The organism is Kitasatospora sp. NPDC093806 (genome assembly GCF_040683335.1).
In the GTDB taxonomy this organism is placed as follows: Bacteria; Actinomycetota; Actinomycetes; order Streptomycetales; family Streptomycetaceae; genus Kitasatospora.
Window position 1 is genome coordinate 60,236 of the sequence record NZ_JBFBDO010000002.1, and the last position, 18,454, is coordinate 78,689.

The 18,454-nt window shown below is 74.1% G+C and carries 14 protein-coding genes and 1 tRNA gene; 7 read left to right on the forward strand and 8 right to left on the reverse strand.

Annotation, left to right across the window (positions count from 1 at the left end):
- The 4 genes from AB0N76_RS02555 to snpA (AB0N76_RS02570) all read right to left on the reverse strand — a co-directional run bounded on the left by AB0N76_RS02555 (position 1) and on the right by snpA (AB0N76_RS02570) (position 4,899).
- Positions 1-2,118, reverse strand: a complete 2,118-nt coding sequence (locus AB0N76_RS02555) for a phosphocholine-specific phospholipase C (RefSeq protein ID WP_363552326.1) — start codon at positions 2,116-2,118, stop codon at positions 1-3.
- A gap of 192 nt (positions 2,119-2,310) precedes the next feature.
- Positions 2,311-2,967 (reverse strand): pentapeptide repeat-containing protein, encoded by a 657-nt coding sequence (locus AB0N76_RS02560; RefSeq protein ID WP_363552328.1) that lies wholly within the window; start codon positions 2,965-2,967, stop codon positions 2,311-2,313.
- A 420-nt stretch (positions 2,968-3,387) separates the two neighbouring features.
- Entirely contained in the window at positions 3,388-4,008 is a 621-nt protein-coding gene (snpA, locus tag AB0N76_RS02565; RefSeq protein WP_363552330.1) for a snapalysin, read from the reverse strand.
- Between the two features lie 216 nt (positions 4,009-4,224).
- Positions 4,225-4,899, reverse strand: a complete 675-nt coding sequence (gene snpA, locus AB0N76_RS02570; RefSeq protein ID WP_363552333.1) for a snapalysin — start codon at positions 4,897-4,899, stop codon at positions 4,225-4,227.
- A 261-nt stretch (positions 4,900-5,160) separates the two neighbouring features.
- Between snpA (AB0N76_RS02570) and AB0N76_RS02575 the strand changes: the two genes are divergently transcribed.
- Positions 5,161-6,357 carry a LysR family transcriptional regulator gene (locus tag AB0N76_RS02575; RefSeq protein ID WP_363552335.1) on the forward strand — a complete coding sequence of 399 codons (1,197 nt, stop codon included), beginning with the start codon at positions 5,161-5,163 and terminating at the stop codon, positions 6,355-6,357.
- 98 nt (positions 6,358-6,455) lie between these two features.
- Here the strand turns inward: AB0N76_RS02575 and AB0N76_RS02580 are convergent, their stop codons facing one another.
- Positions 6,456-7,646: a low temperature requirement protein A gene (locus AB0N76_RS02580; protein ID WP_363552337.1), complete on the reverse strand. Its 1,191-nt coding sequence runs from the start codon at positions 7,644-7,646 to the stop codon at positions 6,456-6,458.
- Positions 7,647-8,244: 598 nt separating this feature from the next.
- The gene (locus AB0N76_RS02585) at positions 8,245-9,951 is read right to left on the reverse strand and encodes an ABC transporter family substrate-binding protein (protein WP_363552339.1); all 1,707 of its coding nucleotides are present in this window, start codon (positions 9,949-9,951) and stop codon (positions 8,245-8,247) included.
- Between the two features lie 351 nt (positions 9,952-10,302).
- On the opposite strand from AB0N76_RS02585, the gene AB0N76_RS02590 reads away from it, so the two are divergent.
- The 6 genes from AB0N76_RS02590 to AB0N76_RS02615 all read left to right on the forward strand — a co-directional run bounded on the left by AB0N76_RS02590 (position 10,303) and on the right by AB0N76_RS02615 (position 16,487).
- Positions 10,303-11,286 (forward strand): ABC transporter permease, encoded by a 984-nt coding sequence (locus AB0N76_RS02590; RefSeq protein ID WP_363552341.1) that lies wholly within the window; start codon positions 10,303-10,305, stop codon positions 11,284-11,286.
- Between the two features lie 121 nt (positions 11,287-11,407).
- Positions 11,408-12,301, forward strand: coding sequence for an ABC transporter permease (locus AB0N76_RS02595; protein WP_363552651.1), 894 nt, complete (start codon positions 11,408-11,410; stop codon positions 12,299-12,301).
- Entirely contained in the window at positions 12,298-14,439 is a 2,142-nt protein-coding gene (locus AB0N76_RS02600) for a dipeptide ABC transporter ATP-binding protein (RefSeq protein WP_363552343.1), read from the forward strand. Before AB0N76_RS02595 ends, AB0N76_RS02600 begins: the two co-directional genes overlap by 4 nt.
- A 166-nt stretch (positions 14,440-14,605) precedes the next feature.
- Positions 14,606-15,367: a DUF4239 domain-containing protein gene (locus AB0N76_RS02605; protein WP_363552345.1), complete on the forward strand. Its 762-nt coding sequence runs from the start codon at positions 14,606-14,608 to the stop codon at positions 15,365-15,367.
- Positions 15,368-15,456: 89 nt separating this feature from the next.
- Positions 15,457-15,530: transfer RNA gene (locus AB0N76_RS02610), tRNA-Lys, on the forward strand.
- Positions 15,531-15,686: 156 nt separating this feature from the next.
- Positions 15,687-16,487: a GPP34 family phosphoprotein gene (locus tag AB0N76_RS02615; protein WP_363552347.1), complete on the forward strand. Its 801-nt coding sequence runs from the start codon at positions 15,687-15,689 to the stop codon at positions 16,485-16,487.
- A gap of 33 nt (positions 16,488-16,520) precedes the next feature.
- On the opposite strand, the gene AB0N76_RS02620 is transcribed toward AB0N76_RS02615, so the two are convergent.
- Both AB0N76_RS02620 and AB0N76_RS02625 read right to left on the reverse strand, forming a co-directional pair.
- Positions 16,521-17,405: an alpha/beta hydrolase gene (locus AB0N76_RS02620; protein WP_363552349.1), complete on the reverse strand. Its 885-nt coding sequence runs from the start codon at positions 17,403-17,405 to the stop codon at positions 16,521-16,523.
- Positions 17,402-18,283 carry a DUF998 domain-containing protein gene (locus tag AB0N76_RS02625; RefSeq protein ID WP_363552653.1) on the reverse strand — a complete coding sequence of 294 codons (882 nt, stop codon included), beginning with the start codon at positions 18,281-18,283 and terminating at the stop codon, positions 17,402-17,404. Before AB0N76_RS02625 ends, AB0N76_RS02620 begins: the two co-directional genes overlap by 4 nt.
- Between the last annotated feature and the right edge of the window lie 171 nt (positions 18,284-18,454).

Sequence of the window (18,454 nt, forward strand, 5' to 3'; positions counted from 1 at the left end):
TCAGCCGCTGACGCTGGCGGCGCCGGTCTCCAGGTGGCCGGTGAACCGCTGCGACCAGGTGCTGTCCGCGTCCACGGTGACGGTGAAGTCGTACCAGCCGTTGGTGTAGGCGACGGCGTTGAAGAAGTCGCTGACGCTGCCGCCGGCCGGCACCTGGTACGTCCACGGGCCGTCGGTGCGGTAGTTGGTGGAGGTGACGGTGAAGGTCAGCGCGGTGCCGCCGGTGTTGGCGAGCTTGAGGTAGAGCGCGAGCCTGCCCGTCCCCGGCTCGACCGCGTAGGAGGCGGTGACGGCGGCGTTCTTGCCGGCCTTGGTGGCGTCGCCCTTGAAGCGGCGCAGGAAGCGGTTGGGGCCGACCACGCTCAGGTCGTACTGGCCGCCGCCGTAGCCGGTGCCGCAGTTGAAGAAGTCGCTCTGGTTGCCGCCCGGGTCGACGGTGTACTGCCAGGGGCCGCCGCCGCGGTAGGCGTTGGCGTAGGCGGCGAAGTGGGCGGACTTCGCGGCGGTGGCGCCCTCGTTGGCCATCTTCAGCCAGACCTTGATCGCCCCGGCCGAGCCGTACTCCAGCCGGTCCAGGTTGGCGTTCGGCTGGTAGGGCAGGGCGCGGGCCGGGCGGGTGCCGGTCTCCTGGGCGGGCAGCTTGTTGTCGACCGGCGCCGGGTTGGGCAGCGGGCCGCAGCTGGACATGCCGACCACCGCGCCGGCCGTGTCGGGCAGCGCGGGCAGGCCGTACACCGGGTTGGCGAAGTCGAACAGGCCGGTGAGGTCGCCGCAGACCCGCCGGCGCCAGTCGCTGATGTTGACGCAGGCGGCGGGCTTGCCGAGGGCGGCGGTCCACTTCTCCAGGAAGCGCAGCACCGAGGTGTGGTCGAAGACCTCGGAGGAGACCCAGCCGCCGCGGGTCCACGGCGAGACGGCGATCAGCGGGACGCGGAAGCCCAGGCCGATGTTGGTGCCGTTGTAGAACTCGCCCGGGGTGCCGGCCGGGGCGGCGGGCGGCGGGACGTGGTCGAAGAAGCCGTCGTTCTCGTCGTAGTTGAGGAACAGCACGCTGGAGTTGAAGACGTCCGGGTCGGCGTTGAGCGCGTCGATCACCCGGTGGACGAAGTGCGCGCCGTCGGCCGGGGTGGCGTACGGGTGCTCGGAGACCTCCTGGTTGGGGACGATCCAGGAGACCTGCGGGAGGGTGCCGGCCTGCACGTCGGCCTTGAGCGCGGCGATGATGTCGTCCGGGGTCTTCCCGGTGACCTTGGGCACCGAGCCCATGCCCTTGACGGCGAGCGGGCTGCCGGCCGGCGCGTTCGCGAACTGGGTGAAGTAGGCCAGGGCGTTGTCGCCGTAGTTGTCGGCGGCGTTCTGGTAGACCTTCCAGCTGACGCCGGCGTTCTCCAGCGCCTCGGCGTAGGTCTGCCAGCGCAGGCCCTTCTCGTCGCCGCCGTCGTAGGCCGGGCCGCCCGCGGCGCCGGCCGGGTCGATCTGGCCGGACCAGTGGTAGGTGCGGTTGGGGCCGGTGGCGCTCAGCACCGAGCAGAAGTAGGCGTCGGCGATGGTCCAGTTCTCGGCGAGCGCGTAGTGGAACGGGATGTCCTGGCGGGTGAGGAAGCCGAGCGGGCGGTTGTTGCCCTTGGCCGCCACCCAGGAGTCCATCTTGCCGCCGTTCCAGGCCCGGTGCTGATCACCCCAACCGTGGGCGAGGTCGCCGTTGCACTGGGCCAGGCGCTCCGGGTCGGCGCCGCCGGCCGGCTTGGTGAGGCTGAACTGCCACGGGTACTGGCGGCCCAGGCCGTTGGGCTGGTTGAAGACGGAGTAGCCGCCGGCGATCTGGATGGCGGAGCGGTCCGCGAAGCCGCGGACACCGCGCAGCATGCCGAAGTAGTGGTCGAAGCTGCGGTTCTCCTGCATGAGGATGACGACGTGCCGCGCGTCGGCGATGGTGCCGGTCTGTGACAGCGCCGCCGAGGGCGCCACTCCGGTGCTGTCGGCGACCGTCCCGGCGGCCGTCTCGGCGGCCTTGGCGGGGGCGGCGCCCGCGCCGGCGGTGCCGGCTCCGGCCACCGCGAGGCCCGCGGCGGCGGCGCCGGACAGCGTCACGAACTTCCTACGGCTCAGCTCGGCCATCAGCCCAGCCCGTCCCTTCACTGGCGGATGTTGTGCGGCGATGTTGTGCACACAAGTCGGGGCCCACTCGATCGCGCAGCATCCTCCACCGGCCCGCCCGCCCCCACCAGGGGCGCGCGGCAGGGTTGGCGGACTGTTCGCCCGCCCGTCACCGAACGACCGTCGGCTGAACGGGGGGCCGGGGCGGGGTGTTCAGTCCTTCACGGTGATCCCCAGGGCCTGGGCGAACTGGGGGGCCAGTTCGAGGAGTTGGGTGGAGCTGATCAGCGCGCCGCGCAGGCCCTGGTGGCCGTCGGGCAGGCCCAGCGAGACGGCGCCGCGCAGGTCGGTCCTGGTCAGGGTGGCGCCGCGCAGCCGGACCTCCTCCAGGGTGGAGCCGGGGAAGGCCACGTCGGTGAGCCGGGCGTCGCCGAAGTCGACGTCGCGCAGCAGGCAGTCCTCGAAGACGACGTCGCGCAGCGCGGCGGCGCGCAGGTTGACCGCCTCCAGCTTGCAGCCGCGGAAGACCGTCCGGCGCAGCGCCGAGCCGTGCGCGGTGACGCCGGCCAGCACGCCTCCGATGACGGTGACGTCCTGCCACTCGGCGCCGGCGAGGTCGCAGGCCACCCAGCGGCCGGCCTGCACCCAGGCCTCGTTGAACCGGGCCTGGCGGAGCTTCACCCCGCTCAGCGCGACGCCGCTGAAGGCGCACTCCAGGAAGGTCGCGCCGGCCGCCGACTGGTCGGTGTACTCGCCGCCGTCGAAGTGGACGGTGTCGTAGCGCGCGTCGCCGCGCAGCGGGCCGGTGTGCGGGCTCAGGTGGTCGGCGTAGGGCAGGTCTTCGAGGCGGTCGGGGACGGACTTGGGCATGGCGGGCGGCACCTCGCGGTCGGCGGCGGACGGTTCCTCGTCCGCATGCTCGCACGCGGCACCGACAACGCCGGGGGTGCGCGACTGCTCGGGGTGTCCGGCCCGCCGGGGGCGGGCCGGGCGCGAGCGGGCGCGGCGGTGACACGGTGGGGCGCGCACCGCCGGCCCTGCTCGGGGTCGCCGCAGGGCCTGTCCGGCGGATCCGGTCGGATCAGGTCGCGGCGTCTGAGTGCGTGCATCGCAAGGCGGAGGAGGGAGTCCATGCGGAGCATCGGCGACCGACGACAACGCGGCGAGGTGCGTGCTCAGGCGTCGCGGGCCTGGCCGGATCCGCCGGACAGGCCCTTGGCGGGCACGCGCGTGGGGCGGCCCGGCCGCCGGGGTGCCGGCGGCCGGGCCGTCCGATGCGGTGCGGAGGGATCAGCCGCGCGCCCAGAGGGAGTTGACGCGGCTGCGCTCGGCGCTGTTCGGGTTCGGGTTGGTGCAGGAGGTGCCGGGGCCGCCGCCGGACATCAGCTCGCTGCACGGGCCCGAGTAGTGGTCGGGCAGGCCCAGCACGTGCCCGGTCTCGTGCGCGACCACCCGCAGCGAGGAGTACTGCCGGTTCTGCGCGTAGTCGAGGAAGATGAAGCCGCGGCCGTGGCCGTCGGTGCTGGCGTAGGAGCCGCGCGAGTCGTTGCCCTCGCGGTAGCGGAAGTCGGCGGGCGAACCGGCCCGCAGCTGGACGTTGGCGACCGAGCTGTTCCAGATCTGCGCGCTCTGGGCGATCTGGTTGCGGAAGGTGGGCGCGCTGCTGGCGTCGTAGGTGACGGTGACGGCCTTGAGGTAGGGGTTGGCGGCCTTCTTGGCCAGCGCGGACTTCATCACGGCCTCGTAGAAGGCCTGGTTGTCGGCGTCCTCGGCGGCCGAGGCGGAGTAGCCGGTGGCGGCGGCCGTGTAGCCCTGGACCGGCGCGGCGACGGCCGTGGTGGGCAGCGCGGCCAGGCCGGTGGCGAGCGCCAGGCCGAGGGCGGCGGAGAGCGTACGCGAGACTCGGTTCATGTGGGGGGCTCCCGTCACGGAGTGGAGGGGTGGGGGTGGCGCGTGCGGCGGTGCGCCGCACGCGCTGGTGGTGCGTGCGCTGGTGGTGCGTGCGGCGGTGCCGCGTGGGGTGGTGCCGGAGTTGCCGCGCGGATTGGGCGCGCGCCGCCCGGCCGGCCGGAGGGGGTCGTCCGGTCGGGCTCGTCAGGGGTTCGCCGGAGTGGGTTCCGGGGGCCGTCAGCCGGCCAGGCCGTAGCGCCAGAGGGAGTTGACCCGGCTGCGCTCGGTGCTGTTCGGGTACGGGTTGGTGCAGGACGGGCCGGGGCCGCCGCCGGACATCAGCTCGCTGCACGGGCCCGAGTAGTGGTCGGGCAGGCCCAGCACGTGCCCGGTCTCGTGCGCGACGACCCGCAGCGAGGAGTACTGCTGGTTCTGGGTGTAGTCGAGGAAGATGTAGCCGCGGCCGTGGCCGTCGGTGCTGGCGTAGGAGCCGTTGCTCGGGTCGTCGCCCTCGTAGTAGTCGAAGTCCGCGTTGGAGCCGGCCTGGAGGCGGACGTTGGCGACCGAGCCGTTCCAGATCTGCGCGCTCTGGGAGATCTGCCCGGCGAAGGACGGCGCGTTGCTCGGGTCGTAGGTCACCACCACGGCCTTCAGGAACGGGGCGGCGGCCTGCTTGGCCCGCGCGGACTTCATCACGGCGTCGTAGAACGCCTGGTTGTCCGCCTTGCCGGCGGTCTTGCCGGCGGTCTTCCCGGCGTCCGCCGCGGCGGTGCCCGGGGTGTAGTGCTGCGCGGAGGCACCGGTGGCGGGGGCGGTCACGGGAGCGGCGGTGGCGGCGGTGGGCAGGGCGGCCACCCCGGCGGCGAGCGCCAGGCCGAGCGCGGCGGAGAGCGTCCGCGAAATGCGGTTCATGTGGGGGCTCCGATTCGCGAGTGCGTCGCGGCTCGGTGGGGGCCGGGCCGCGGGCATCGGATGAATGCTTGCTGCCCCAGAGCTTCGGCCAGGCCGGCGGCCCGGCGGATGATGTCAACCGGCGATAGCACGAAGCAATCACCGGGGTTGCCACGGGCACTTCCGGGCCCTTCCGGCGCCCCGTGCGGAGCCCGTTCCGGCGTCCGTTCCGGAGCCTCCCGCGGCGCCTCCGTCACGCCCCTGCCGACCCGATGGCCTGTCATGTCCCTGGCGTCATACCGTTTCGACCGTTACGCTCCCGATGTGGAGCTCGACGTGAGACACCTGCGGGTGCTGTGCGCGATCGCCGACTCCGGCAGCCTCCGCAAGGCCGCGCTGCAGCTCGGCATGACCCAGCCGTCCCTCACCACCCAGCTGCACCGGATCGAACGGGCCGTCGGCGGAACGCTGTTCACCCGGGAGCAGACCGGCAGCCGGCCCACCGCGCTCGGCCACTCGGTGCTGTCCCGGGCCAGGCCGGTGATCGCCGAGATGGCCGCGCTGGTCGCCGCCGCCCGCCAGGAGGCCCGCGAGGCGGCCGGGGGCGAACGGGCCCGGCGGCTGCGGATCGGCAGCGTCGGCAGCCGGGCGGTGGCGGCCTGGCTGCGCCGGGTGCACGAGCGGCTGCCGGAGACCGACACCACGATCCAGGTCGACATCTCGGCCAACGCCCTGCTCCGCATGATCGCCGGCGACCAGCTGGACGTCGCCTTCGTGCACGAGAGCGAGGGCTTCCCGCTGCGGCTGCCCCCGGACGCCGAGCACCGGGTGCTGCTGGCCCGGGAGCCGCAGTTCGTCGCGCTCGCGGCCGGCCACCCGGCGGCCGCCCGGTCGCAGGTCGCGCTGGCCGAACTCGCCGGGGACACCTGGATGGTGGACCCGACCGCCGACCACGAGTACGCGGCGATGCGCCGGGTGTTCCGCGCCGCCGGGCTCAATCCGCGGGTGGTCCAGGTCGGGGACAACGCCACCGCCGCCGAACTGGTCGCCTCCGGCGAGGCGGTCCGCCCCTGCCAGCCGACCTCCGTCCCCGGCCCCGGCACCGTCGTGCGGCGGCTGCGCGGCGACCCGCTCGCCGTCCGGCTGCTGCTGGTCTGGCGGCCGCGCGCGCTCGGCCCTCCGGCCGGTGAGGCGTTGTACCAGGAGCTGCGGGCGGCCTACCTCGACCTCGCCCAGGCCAGCCCCGCGTACCGGTGCTGGCTGGCCGGCCACGACGAGACCCTCCGGGACCTGCTCGGCCCGCCGCCCGGCCCGCCCGAGGCACGCGGACCGACCGGGGCCACCGGCCCACCCGGGACGGTCGGGCCGGTCGGGACGGTCGGGCCGGTCGACGAGGTCCGGGCCGAGGAGCACCCCCGCGACGGGCAGCCGCAGGGGTCCGCTCCACCGCGCCGGGCCGCCGTCCTGGGCCGCCGCTGACGCCGCGCCGCCCGTCCACCGGTGACTCCGGGCGGACGGGCGGGCGAGCCGGCGGGCGGGCGGACGGACGGACGGGCGGCGCGGCGGTCCGGTGCCGCTCAGCGCTCCCGGGCGTGCAGCGCCACCCCGACCGCCACCGTGGCCGCGCTCACCAGGCCCGCCGCCAGCACCCCGTCCCCGCCCGCCGCCGTGCAGGCGAGCACCGCGGCCGCGGCCACCGGCAGCAGCGCCTGGGCCGGGCCGGTCTTGACGTGCCGGGAGTGCAGCAGCCAGACGGTGAACAGGTAGAGCGCGGTCGGGACGGTCACCGTGGCGGTGGCGGCCGTCTCGGAGACGTGCGCCTTGTGCACCGCCGACTCCACCGCGACCTCCAGCCCGGAGCCGATCGCGGCCGCCGCGCCGAACACCAGGTAGTGGCCGTAACCCCAGAGGAAGGCCTGCCGGTTGCCGCGCAGGTGCTCGTGGACCGGCCGGGCGAAGTAGATCCACCAGGCCGAGAAGCAGATCAGCAGACCGCCGGCCGCGACCGGCAGCAGCCGACCGAGACCCTCATGCTCGTCCACCGCGGACTGCACCGCCACGGTCGCCGCCGCCACCGTCTCACCGAGCACGATCAGCGTGAACAGGCCGTACCGCTCGGCGATGTGGTGCGGGTGCCAGGTGGTCTGGAACCGCAGTTCGGCGACGGCCGGGACGGCCAGCTCGGCCAGCACGCCCAGCGGGATCACCACCGGGCGCGCCCCCTCCGGCAGCGCCAGCACCACGCCCCAGCCGATCTGGCAGAGCGTGATCCCGACCGCGTAGCGCAGCGCCACCGCGCGCGCCGCGCCCTCCTCGGCGGCCGCCGCGCGCAGCCACTGGGTCACCATGGCCAGCCGCATCACCATGTAGCCGACCACCGCCAGCACCAGGTCCTGTTCGCCGAACAGCCTGGGCACACCGGCCGCGAGGATCAGCACCCCGGCGATCTGGACCAGGGTGGTGACCCGGTACGGGACGTCGTCGCAGTCGTACGCGGAGGCGAACCAGGTGAAATTCATCCAGGCCCACCAGATGGCGAAGAAGGCCAGGACGTACCCGGTCAGGCCGTCGCCCCAGTGCCCCTCGGCGAGGTCGTGGGCGAGCTCCCGGCCGGCCTGGCCGACGGCGACCACGAAACAGAGGTCGAAGAAGAGCTCCAGCGGGGTGGCGACCCGGTGCGGCTCGTCCCGGCTGCGCGGGACCATCCGGCGCACCGGGCGCGGGTCGACGGGGTGCGGGCGGGGGGCGGCGGCGGAATCGCTGCTCATCGGCGGGTCTCCGGGCTCCGGACGGGCGGGCTGTACCCGCCGCATCCTGGCAGCGGGCCGGGCCCCGCGCACGCACCGCCGCCCGCACCGGCGCGGCCCCGGACCGTCCGGGGAAACGGCCCCGACGCGGCCCGGACCGCAGCCCCGTACTCGCCCCCGTACTCGCCCCCGTACGCGACCCCGTACGCGACCCCGCCGCCGGCCCGGGACGACCGCCGGGGTCGGCCCGCCACCCGCCCTGCGGGGCGCGGCGATTGCCCCGGACCGGGCCGATTTGCCGTGTCGTCAGCGAGAGTTGACGCCCCGGTGCGCGAACCGGGTGACAGCGCGACGGGTTTCCGGGCCCGGCCGCGCCGTACGCCCCGGCGGCCCGGTCACCCCGCTAGATTCGTCCCCGGTTCGAAGCGGGCGGGTCCGGGGACGGATCCCACGACACGGGCGGCCTGCGGGCATCGCGGAAGGTCAAGGCCGGTGGCAGGACAGCGGGGGCGGCAGCGCCGGTCTTCCCGTGTCCGCACCACCGGCCTCGTGATCACCGCGCTGCTCGCCAGCGCCTGCCGTGCGGTCCGTCGTGCGGTGGATCCTCCGCCGTCAGCGGCTACTTCTCCCAGCCGATCCTGGCGTAGTCCGTGCTCGCCAGGCCGAACGCCCCGTAGTTGGCCAGGCCCTTGCGGGACGCCACCACGGTCGGCCGCTGGTACAGCTCGACGGTGTGGCCGAGCTCCCAGATCTTGGCGTCCGCCTGGTTGTAGAGCTTCGCGGCCTCCGCCGGGTCGATCGTGCCGGCCGCCTTCTTGAGCAGCCCGTCGATCTCCTCGCTGCCCAGCTTGGAGAAGTTGCCGAAGACGTTGTCGCCCTGCGGCAGGCGGAAGTTGGTCAGGCTGGTGGAGAGCGGGAACGAGTCGGTGTTGCGCCAGCTGGCGATGTCGAACTTGCCCGCGTTGACGTACTTGGTGAAGAAGTCGTTGGACGGCACCTTGTCGACCTCCACCTTCACCCCGGCCGCCAGCCACATCGCCTGGGCGGCGGTGGCGAGGTCGACCTGGGCCTGCGGGGTGGCCTCGTTGAGCACCCAGTGCAGGGACAGCGCCTGGCCGTCCTTGGTGCGCGGCTGGCCGCTGCCGGCCTCCTTCCAGCCCGCCTCGTCCAGCGCCTTCTTCGCGGCGGCCAGGTCGAACTTGGCCCACTCGCCGGAGTTGTCCTGGTAGCCGGTCTGGTTGGGCATGATGATGTGGTTGCCGAGCGGCTTGAACTCGACCGGCACGCCGTTGTTGGCGATCTTGATGAGCGCGTTGCGGTCCAGCGCCTTGCCGAGCGCCTGGCGGACCTTCTGATCGGCCAGCGGACCGCCGCCGCCGAAGGAGATGTGCACCTCGTCCCACGGGCTGGCGGACCGGATCACGGTGTCCTTGGCGTCCTTGAGCTGCCCGTACGCGGTGGCGGTGCCCGCGGTGGCGAAGTCGATCTCGTTGTTCAGGTAGGCCTGGGTGGTCGCCGACTGCGACATCACCCGGAAGGTGACCTTGTCCAGCTTGGGCTTGGTGCCCCACCAGGCCGGGTCCGGGACCAGGGTGAGGGTCTGCGCGGTCTTGTCGGCCGTGCCGATCTTCAGCGGGCCGGCGGTGATCGGGACCTTGTCGACCCAGCCCTTGTTGAAGTCGTCCGCGGTGGCGATCCCGGCGGCCGGGATCAGCGGGCGGAACAGGTTCTGCCAGTCCGCGTACGGCTCGGAGAAGGTCACCTTGACCTCGGCCGGGTCGGCGCCCTGCTCGACCGCGGAGATCAGCTCGTAGCCGGCCGAGTCGGCGATGTTGTAGCCGTCCTTCTTGCCGTTGCTGGCCTCCCAGTCGGCCTTGAAGTCGAGGTAGCTCAGCGGCTTGCCGTCCGACCACTTGGCCTTGGGGTTGAGCTTGTAGGTGATCACCTGCGGCGAGGTGGAGGTGACCTTGGCGTCCACCAGGTAGTCGGCGACCGGCTTGAAGGTGCCGGTCTCGTCGGTCTTGAAGAGCTCCGGCTCCAGGACGCGCATGATGTCGACCGCGTCGCCGTAGCGGCCGTCCACCTGGAACGGGTTCCACTGGGTGATCCACTGGTAGAGCGGGAACTTGACCTCGCCCCCGTCGCGGATCTGCTCCAGCGGCTTGGGGTTGATGTCGTTGGAACCCTGTCTCGGCGCCTCGCTCTTGACCACGTTGTCGGCTGAACCACCGCCGCCCGAGGTGCACGCGGTGAGGGCGAGGCCGACGGCGAGGGCGAGTGCGGCGGCGCGGCCGATCCGGCGCGCGGGCGTGGCGAGAGCGTCCATGAGGGTCCCCCGAGGGTGGGTTCGGCGAGGTGAGCGGTGGGAATTGAGCGTCGCGAGGTGTGGCGAGGCTTGAGCGTGGGCAGCCAAGTCGGTGCCGGCGGACAGAACGTAACAGCCGTTCAGAGCGAGTACCAGGGGGCCGAGTTCACACCTGATCCAAACGAAACAAGAGGCAACAAAGCCGCAACACCCCGGCCGCGCGCCGGTGCAACACTCTGACCTGCGGTTTCCCGACCACCACCCCGACCGCCACCCTCACCGGCCCCCCGACCCGGGGCCCCCGTCCACCGAAGGCCACCCCCCGATGCCCACCAGACGCGTCGGCCCTGCCCCCACCCCGGGCGGCCGTTGATGCTCCGCTATCTGACGAAACGGTTCGCCTACTACGCGATCCTCCTGGTCGCCGCCGTCTTCCTGGCGTACGCCCTCGCCGCCGCCGCCCTGCAGCCGCGCACCTACTTCGAGGCCAAGGTGCCGCGCCCGGCCGCCGCCTCGGTCGAGCGCCAGCTCACCGACCTCAACCTGAACGACCACACCCCGGTCGTCGAGCGGTTCGGCCGCTGGGCCGGCGACCTCGTGCTCCACGGCGACCTCGGCCGCACCATCCACGACACCCCGGTGATCGACGACTTCCGCCGCCGGATCTGGGTCTCGCTGCGGCTGCTGCTGGTCGGCAGCCTGCTCGGCATGGTCCTCGGCGTCGCCGCCGGTGCCTGGAGCGCGGTGCGCCAGTACCGGATCTCCGACCGGCTGCTCACCGTCCTCTCCTTCGTCCTGCTCTCCACGCCGGTCTTCCTGGTCGCGCTCTTCCTCAAGAACGGCGCCATCGCCGCCAAGGACGCGGTCGGCCACGAGGTCATCCCGTTCACCGGCTACGAGACCCCCGGGCTCACCGGCGGGTTCGGCGCCCACCTCGCCGACTGGTCGCTGCACCTGCTGCTGCCCACCCTCTCGCTGGCGCTCGGCGGCCTCGCCACCTACAGCCGCTACCAGCGCGGCACCATGCTCGACGTGCTCGGCTCCGACTACCTGCGCACCGCCGAGGCCAAGGGCCTCACCCGGGGCCGCGCCCTGCTCAAGCACGGGCTGCGGACCGCGGTGATCCCGATGTCGACGATGTTCGCCTACAGCTTCCTCGGCATCTTCACCGGCGCCGCCTTCACCGAGACCATCTTCGGCTGGCACGGCATGGGCGAATGGTTCATCCAGTCCATCAACGAACAGGACGTCAACGCGGTCGTCGCGGTCAACCTGTTCGCCGCGGTCGTGGTGCTCGCCTCCGGCTTCCTCGCCGACACCCTGCACGCCGCCCTCGACCCGCGCGTGCGGTCCTGACCGGAGGAGAAGCCCTGTGACCGCCGTGACCGCGGAGCCCTCGGAGCCCCTGGAGCCCGCTCCCACTCCCGTTGCCGCCGCCGCCCCCGGGCGCCCCGAGCCGACCGGCCGGGGCCGGCTCGTGCTCGCCCGCCTGCTCGCCGCCCGCTGGGCGCTGGTCGGCGCCGTCGTCGTCCTGCTGCTGTTCGTCCTCGCCTTCGGCGGCCAGTACCTCACCCCCTGGGACTACGCCACCCCCGACTACACCGCGCTGCGCCAACCCCCCTCCGGCAGCCACTGGTTCGGCACCAACGGGGTCGGCCAGGACGTCTTCGCGCAGACCATCCGCGGGCTGCAGAAGTCGCTGGTCATCGGGCTGCTGGTGGCGCTGTTCTCGACCGTGCTGGCCTCCGTGGTCGGCGCCTGCGCCGGCTACTTCGGCGGCTGGACCGACCGGCTGCTGATGTTCCTGGTCGACCTCATGCTGGTCTTCCCCAGCTTCCTGATCATCACGATCATCTCGCCCCGGCTGAAGGGCGCCGGCTGGCTCGCCTTCGTGCTGCTGCTCGCCCTGTTCAACTGGATGATCACGGCCCGGGTGATCCGCTCGATGACCATCTCGCTGCGCGAGCGCGAGTTCGTCCGCGCCGCCCAGTTCATGGGCGTCCACCCGCTGCGGATCATCACCCGGCACATCCTGCCGAACGTCGCCTCCTTCCTCATCATCGACGCCACCATCGCCGTCGGCGGCGCCGTGATGAGCGAGACCGCGCTCTCCTACTTCGGCTTCGGCGTCAAGGCGCCCGACGTCTCGCTCGGCACCCTGCTCGCCGCCGGAACCAGCGAGGCACCCGTCTTCCCCTGGCTGTTCTACTTCGCCGCCGGGCTGCTGGTGCTCTTCGTGCTGGCCGTCAACCTGATCGGGGACGGGCTGCGCGACGCCCTCGACCCCACCGCCGAAGCCGCCCGACGCCCCCGGCGCCGACGCTCGACCCGCGCCGGCCGCCCCGCCCGCGGGAAGGAGACCCCCGCATGACCACCACCGTCGACGCCCCGCTGCTGCACGTCCGGGACCTGCGGGTCGACTTCACCGGCCCGCGCGGCGCCGCCCCCGTCCCCGCCGTCCGCGGCGTCGACCTCACCCTGCGGCGCGGCGAGACCCTCGGCATCGTCGGCGAGTCCGGCTCCGGCAAGTCCGTCACCGCGCTCGCCGTGCTCGGCCTGCTGCCCGGCACCGCCCGCGTCCACGGCTCGGTCCGGCTGGACGGGCGCGAACTCGTCGGCCTGCCCGGACGCGAACTCGCCGCCGTCCGCGGCCGACGGATCGCCATGGTCTTCCAGGACCCGCTCTCCGCCTTCACCCCCGTCTACCGGATCGGCGACCAGCTGGTCGAGGCGCTCCGCATCCACCAGCCCGGCCTCGACCGGGCCGCCGCCCGCAAGCGGGCCGCCGAACTGCTCGACCTGGTCGGCATCCCTGCCCCCGAGCGCGCCCTCGACAGCTTCCCGCACGAGTTCTCCGGCGGCATGCGGCAGCGCGCCATGATCGCCATGGCGGTCGCCAACGACCCCGACGTCCTGCTCGCCGACGAACCCACCACCGCCCTCGACGTCACCATCCAGGCCCAGGTGCTCGACGTGCTGCGGACCGCCCAGCGCGAGACCGGCGCCGCCCTCGTCCTGGTCAGCCACGACCTCGGCGTGATCGCCGGGATGGCCGACCGGGTCGCGGTGATGTACGCCGGACGGGTGGTCGAGACGGCCGGCGTCGACGAACTGTTCGCCGCGCCCCGGCACCCCTACACGCTCGGCCTGATCGGCGCGGTGCCCCGGCTGGACGGGCGGCGCGGGCCGCTGGTGCCGATCCCCGGCACGCCCGCGCCGATGGGCGCGCTGCCGGCGGGCTGCCCGTTCGCCGCCCGCTGCCCGCTGGTCGAGGACCGGTGCCGCACGGCCGAGCCGCCGCTGGCCGGGGGCGGTTCGGGCGGTTCCGACCCGGGCTCCGGCTCGGGCTCCGGCTCGGGCTCCGGCTCGGGCTCCGGTGTCCACCTGGCCGCCTGCGTCCGGGCCGACGAGCTGGCCGAACGACGGCCCGCGCCCGCCGAGGTCTACCCCGTCCCCGAGCTCCCGGCCGCCGCCGGCGCCGAGGTCCCGCGCGCCGACCGCGCGCCCGTCCTGGAGGTCGGCGGGCTCACCAAGACCTTCCCCCTGCTCAAGGGCACCGTGCTCAAGCGCCGGGTCGGCTCGGTGTACGCGGTGGACGGCGTCGAACTGTCGATCCGGGAGGGCGAGACGCTCGGCATGGTCGGCGAGTCCGGCTCCGGCAAGTCCACCACCCTGTTCGAACTGCTGCGGCTGGCCGCCCCCGAGTCCGGCCGGATCGAGCTGCTCGGCCGCGACACCACCGGGCTCTCCCGCGCCGAGGCCCACCGGCTGCGGGCCGAGGTGCAGATCGTCTTCCAGGACCCGATGGCCAGCCTCGACCCCCGGATGCCGGTCGGCGACATCGTCGCCGAACCGCTGCGCGCCCAGCGGGCGGCGAAGGAGGACATCGCCCACCGAGTGCCCGAACTCCTCCGGCAGGTGGGCCTCGACCCGGCCCACGCCGTCCGCTACCCGCACCAGTTCTCCGGCGGGCAGCGGCAGCGGATCTCGATCGCCCGCGCGCTGGCCGTCCGGCCGAAGCTGCTGGTGCTCGACGAGCCGGTCTCCGCGCTGGACGTCTCCATCCAGGCCGGCGTGCTCAACCTGCTCCAGTCGCTCAAGGCCGAGCTGGGCCTCTCCTACCTCTTCGTCTCGCACGACCTCTCGGTGATCCGGCACCTCGCCGACCGGGTCAGCGTGATGTACCTGGGGCGGACCGTCGAACAGGGCGAGGTGTCCGCCGTCTTCGACCGCCCCCGGCACCCGTACACCCGGGCGCTGCTCTCCGCCGTCCCGCTGCCGGACCCGGCCGCCGAACGCGCCCGGACCCGCGTCCTGCTCGCCGGCGACCCGCCCTCGCCCACCGTCCGGCACACCGGCTGCCCGTTCCGGGCCCGCTGCCCCGTCTACGCGGGGCTCGGCGAGGCGGCGGCGCGCGGCCGCTGCGAGACGGAGGCCCCGCCGCTGACGGCGGGCCCCGGCGGGGAGCGCGTCGACCACCAGGCCGCCTGCCACTTCCCGGAGGGCTGACCGGGGCGGCGCGGGTTCCGCGGGGAGCGGGTTCCACGCGGAGTGGGAAGTCGGCCGGTCCGATTTCCCACTCCCGTCCTCCCGCTGTCCTCCTCCCGTCCTCCTCGCCGCCGAACAGCGGACGCCCGTCTGGCAGACCCCCGGCCACCGTGCGACAACTGCTGCTATGACGTGGTCCAACCTGACGATCCTGTACGGCACCCTGGCCGTCGTCGCCCTGGGCCTCCGTCTGCTGCCCCGCCGTCCCCCGGGCAAGGGCCGGGCCCCGAGCAACGAGGTGGCCGGCGCCATCTTCGCGATGGTCGGCGTGCTCTACGCGGTGCTGCTGGGCTTCGTGGTGATCGTGGTCTGGGAGGCCGCCGACGCCGCCCGCGACACCACCTTCCGCGAGGCCGACCACCTGGCCGGCCTGTACTGGAACTCCCGTCAGTTCCCCGGCCCCGAGGGCACCCGGCTGACCGACCTGACCCTGGAGTACGCACACACCGTCATCGACCGGGAGTGGTCGATGATGGCGGACGGCCAGCGCAGCGACCCGGAGGCCACCGCCCTGGTGTACCGGATCCGGGACACCGTCAACGCCCTCCGGCCCGCCGACACCCTCCAGCAGATCCAGTACGAGCACGCCCTGAGCCACGTCGAGGGCCTCGCCACCGAACGCCGCTCCCGGCTCACCCAGATCCAGGACGCCGTCCCGCCCCTGCTCTGGGCCCCGCTGATCCTCGGCGCGGTGCTGACGATCGGCTTCACCTTCCTGTTCAGCGTCTCCAGCCTGCGCCTGCACACCACGATGGTGCTCATCATGACCGCGATGATCTGCGTGGCCCTGATCGTGGTGAAGGAGCTGAACTACCCCTTCGACGGGCTGAGCTCGATCCAGCCCGAGGCCTTCAAGGTCTTCCTGGCCCGGCTGCCCGTCACCCGCTGACGGATACCCCAAACGGTCACGTTCAGTGACCACATGGTGGCGATTCGGCGGATCGGACCGACTGCGTGTAATGTCTTCCAGGTCAGCAGGCGCCGCTAGCTCAGTTGGTTAGAGCAGCTGACTCTTAATCAGCGGGTCCGGGGTTCGAGTCCCTGGCGGCGCACCGACGGTCGAAGGGCCCTCTCGCATCAGCGAGGGGGCCCTTCGGCGTTGTACGGCCGTGCCGGTGGGTAGTTTGAGGGCGTTCGGTCCCCGGCGTCCCCGGCCCTCGGCACGTCGACCCCGGGGCTCCGCCCTCGCTTCCGGAGGTCGTGTCGCCATGGCTCCGTTCGACGCCGTCCCGTTCGAGGCCGTTCCACCCGACCCCGTCCCGCCCGGCGGGCTCTCGCTCCCGGAGGAACTGGTGCTGCTGTGCACCGATCCGGAGCAGGGGCTGCTGCGGGTCTCCTCCGCCGCGTTCCAGCGGGTGATCGCGGGCGCGGTCATCGCCGAGCTGCTGCTGACCGGCGGGCTCACCGTCGAGGGCCGGCTGATCACCGGCTTCCAGCCGCTCGGCCCCCGCGACGAGATCGGCGCCGACGTGCTCGCCCGGCTGGACCGGGCGCGCAAGGGGCGCCGGCTCGGGCTGGACGCCGCCGTGCGGCAGGTCCCCCGGGCGGCGGCGGTCCGGTACTTCCGCGAGCGACTGGTCGCCGAGGGCGTGCTGACCGTCGAGCGGCGCCGGATCCTGCTGGTGCCGTACCGGGCCCGGATACCGGTCCGGGCCACCGCCGGACAGGAGATCGCCGACCGGATCGGCGCCGGCCTGGCCGCCGTGGCCGGCCGTTCGGGGCCGAGCGGCCGGTCCGGACCGGATGGACGGCCGGAACCGGAGGGCAGGTTCGGGCAGGAGGGCCGGTCCGGGCAGGAGGGCCGGGCGTCCGGGACGGCGGGCGCGGGTCTGCCCGAGCGGGACCGGCAGCTGGCCGGCCTGCTCTGGGCGGGCCAGTTGGACCGGCGGCTCTACCCCGGACGGCAGCACGCCGGGCTCCGGAAGGCCGCCGGGCAGGTGGCCAAGGACCTGCCGATCGCCCAGGCCGTCCGGCGGGTGGTCTCGGCGGACAACTCCGGCGGGGGCTGACCGGGCCCGCTGCTCCACCGGCCTGCCCCACGTTCAGCGGACGGTGTCCAGGACGGCCGAGGCCACCGCGTCCGGCCGGTCGAACATCAGCAGGTGCCCCGCCGGGGCGGTGCTGCGGTACTCGGCGCCGAGCAGCGCGGCGAGCTCCCGCTGGGCGGCCAGCCACTCCTCCGTCCGACGCCCGTGCAGGCCGTCGTCGGCGGCGAGCACGGTGACCGGCAGGCCGTCCGGCAGCGGGGTGCTGCGGCGCAGTCCGGCCAGTTCGGCGGCCATGTCCAGGTAGTGGGTGTTCTCCCGGAGCAGCGCGCGCAGCGACCGCCCGGTGCGGTAGCAGTGCCGGACCAGCGGCGCGGGGGCGAGGTCCTCGCGCCGGACCGTCCCGGCCCGGGCGACCAGCCGGCGCACGGTGGGTCCGAGCAGGTACGGCACGGCGGCGGCGGTGGCCGCGCTGGCGGCCGCGCGCGCCGCGAGGTCGCGCAGGGCCGGGGAAGGGCGCGGGCGCGGGTCCGGCTCGACGCTGCCGTCCAGCAGGACCAGCCCGGCGGTCCGCTCCGGGTGGAGCCGGGCGAAGGCCTCGACGTGGAACGCCGCGAGCGAGTGGCCCGCCACCGTGCACGGACCGTGCAGGCCGAGCGAGTCCAGGACGGCCCGGATCCGGTGCGCCTCCCCGGCGGCGGTCGGGACGGGGCGGGTGGCCGGCTCGGGCGCGCTCAGGCCGTAGCCGGGGCGGTCGAAGCGGACCACCGTGCGGTACGGGGCGAGGAAGGGGACGACGAGGTCCCAGTCGAACCAGCTGCTGCCGAGTCCGCCGGTGAGCAGGCAGACCGGGCCCCGGCCCCCGACCCGGACGTGCAGCGGGATGCCGTCGACGCGCCGGAAGGCGGCGGTACCGGCCGAGGCGTCGTGGGCGTCCGTCATGCCGACCCCCTCCCCTCGGGCCGGGGCGGGGCCTCGGTCGTGGCCGACGTGGGGGTCGTCGTGGGGGGCGTCGTGGGGGCCGGGGCGGCCGCGCCGGGCGCTTCGAGGGCGGCCCGGCCCTCGGGGTCGGTCCGGGCGGCGAGGAGCGCGGTCGCCAGCAGGGCCAGCCAGAGGGCGACCAGCAGCACCTGGAGGCGTTGGCCGGCGCCGAGCGCCCAGGTGCCGTGCCCGGCCTCGAAGGCGGCGATGGCGCTCAGGCTCCACCCGGTGGCGAGCAGCTCGGCGCCCAGCAGCCACGGCCCGTACCGGCGCACCGGCGGCCACCAGCCGTAGCGCCGGGCGGCGACGGTGAGCGCGGTGAGCCCGGTGAGCGCGCCGACCATGGCCAGGCTGCTGGTCACGGCGTGCGCGGTGTGGGTGGCGGGGACCAGGCCGGCGGTCTCCCGGGCGGCGCACATCTCGTCGCTGGTCGGGGCGCAGCTCAGCGGCAGCCGGGAGTCGGCGGCGGTGGCCGCGCCGAACAGGGCGAGCGCGGCCCAGCCGACCACCGCCCAGGCCCGCCGGGGGCGGGTGCGGCCGGGCGCGCCGGGTCCGGCGGCGGTTCGGGGCCCGGCGATTCGGGGCCGGGCGATTCGGGGCCGGGCGATTCGGGGCCGGGCGGTTCGGGACCCGGCGGAGGTGTGGAAGGCGAGCGGCGCGAGGGTGGCGCCCGCGAGTACCGCGAGTCCGGCGACCAGGTCGGTGGCCCGGAACAGGCCGCCGAGCGGCTGGTCCTCGGCGGCGAGCTCGCTGAGGTACGCCTGGACCGGGTCGAGGCCGGTGCTGAGCACCACCTCCAGGACCCATGCGGTGTACGCCACCGCACTGAGCAGCAGCAGGCCGGCGACGGCGGTGGTGAGCCGAACCGTCCGGCGGCCGGGCTGGGAGCTGGGCACGGTTCCACCCTAACCGGCAGGAAACTCCACCCCAACCGGGCGGAAACGGACAGCGGAGAGTCGCTCCGGAGCCGGTGACACCGCACGTGGTTCGAGGCACCTCCGGAAGCGTGT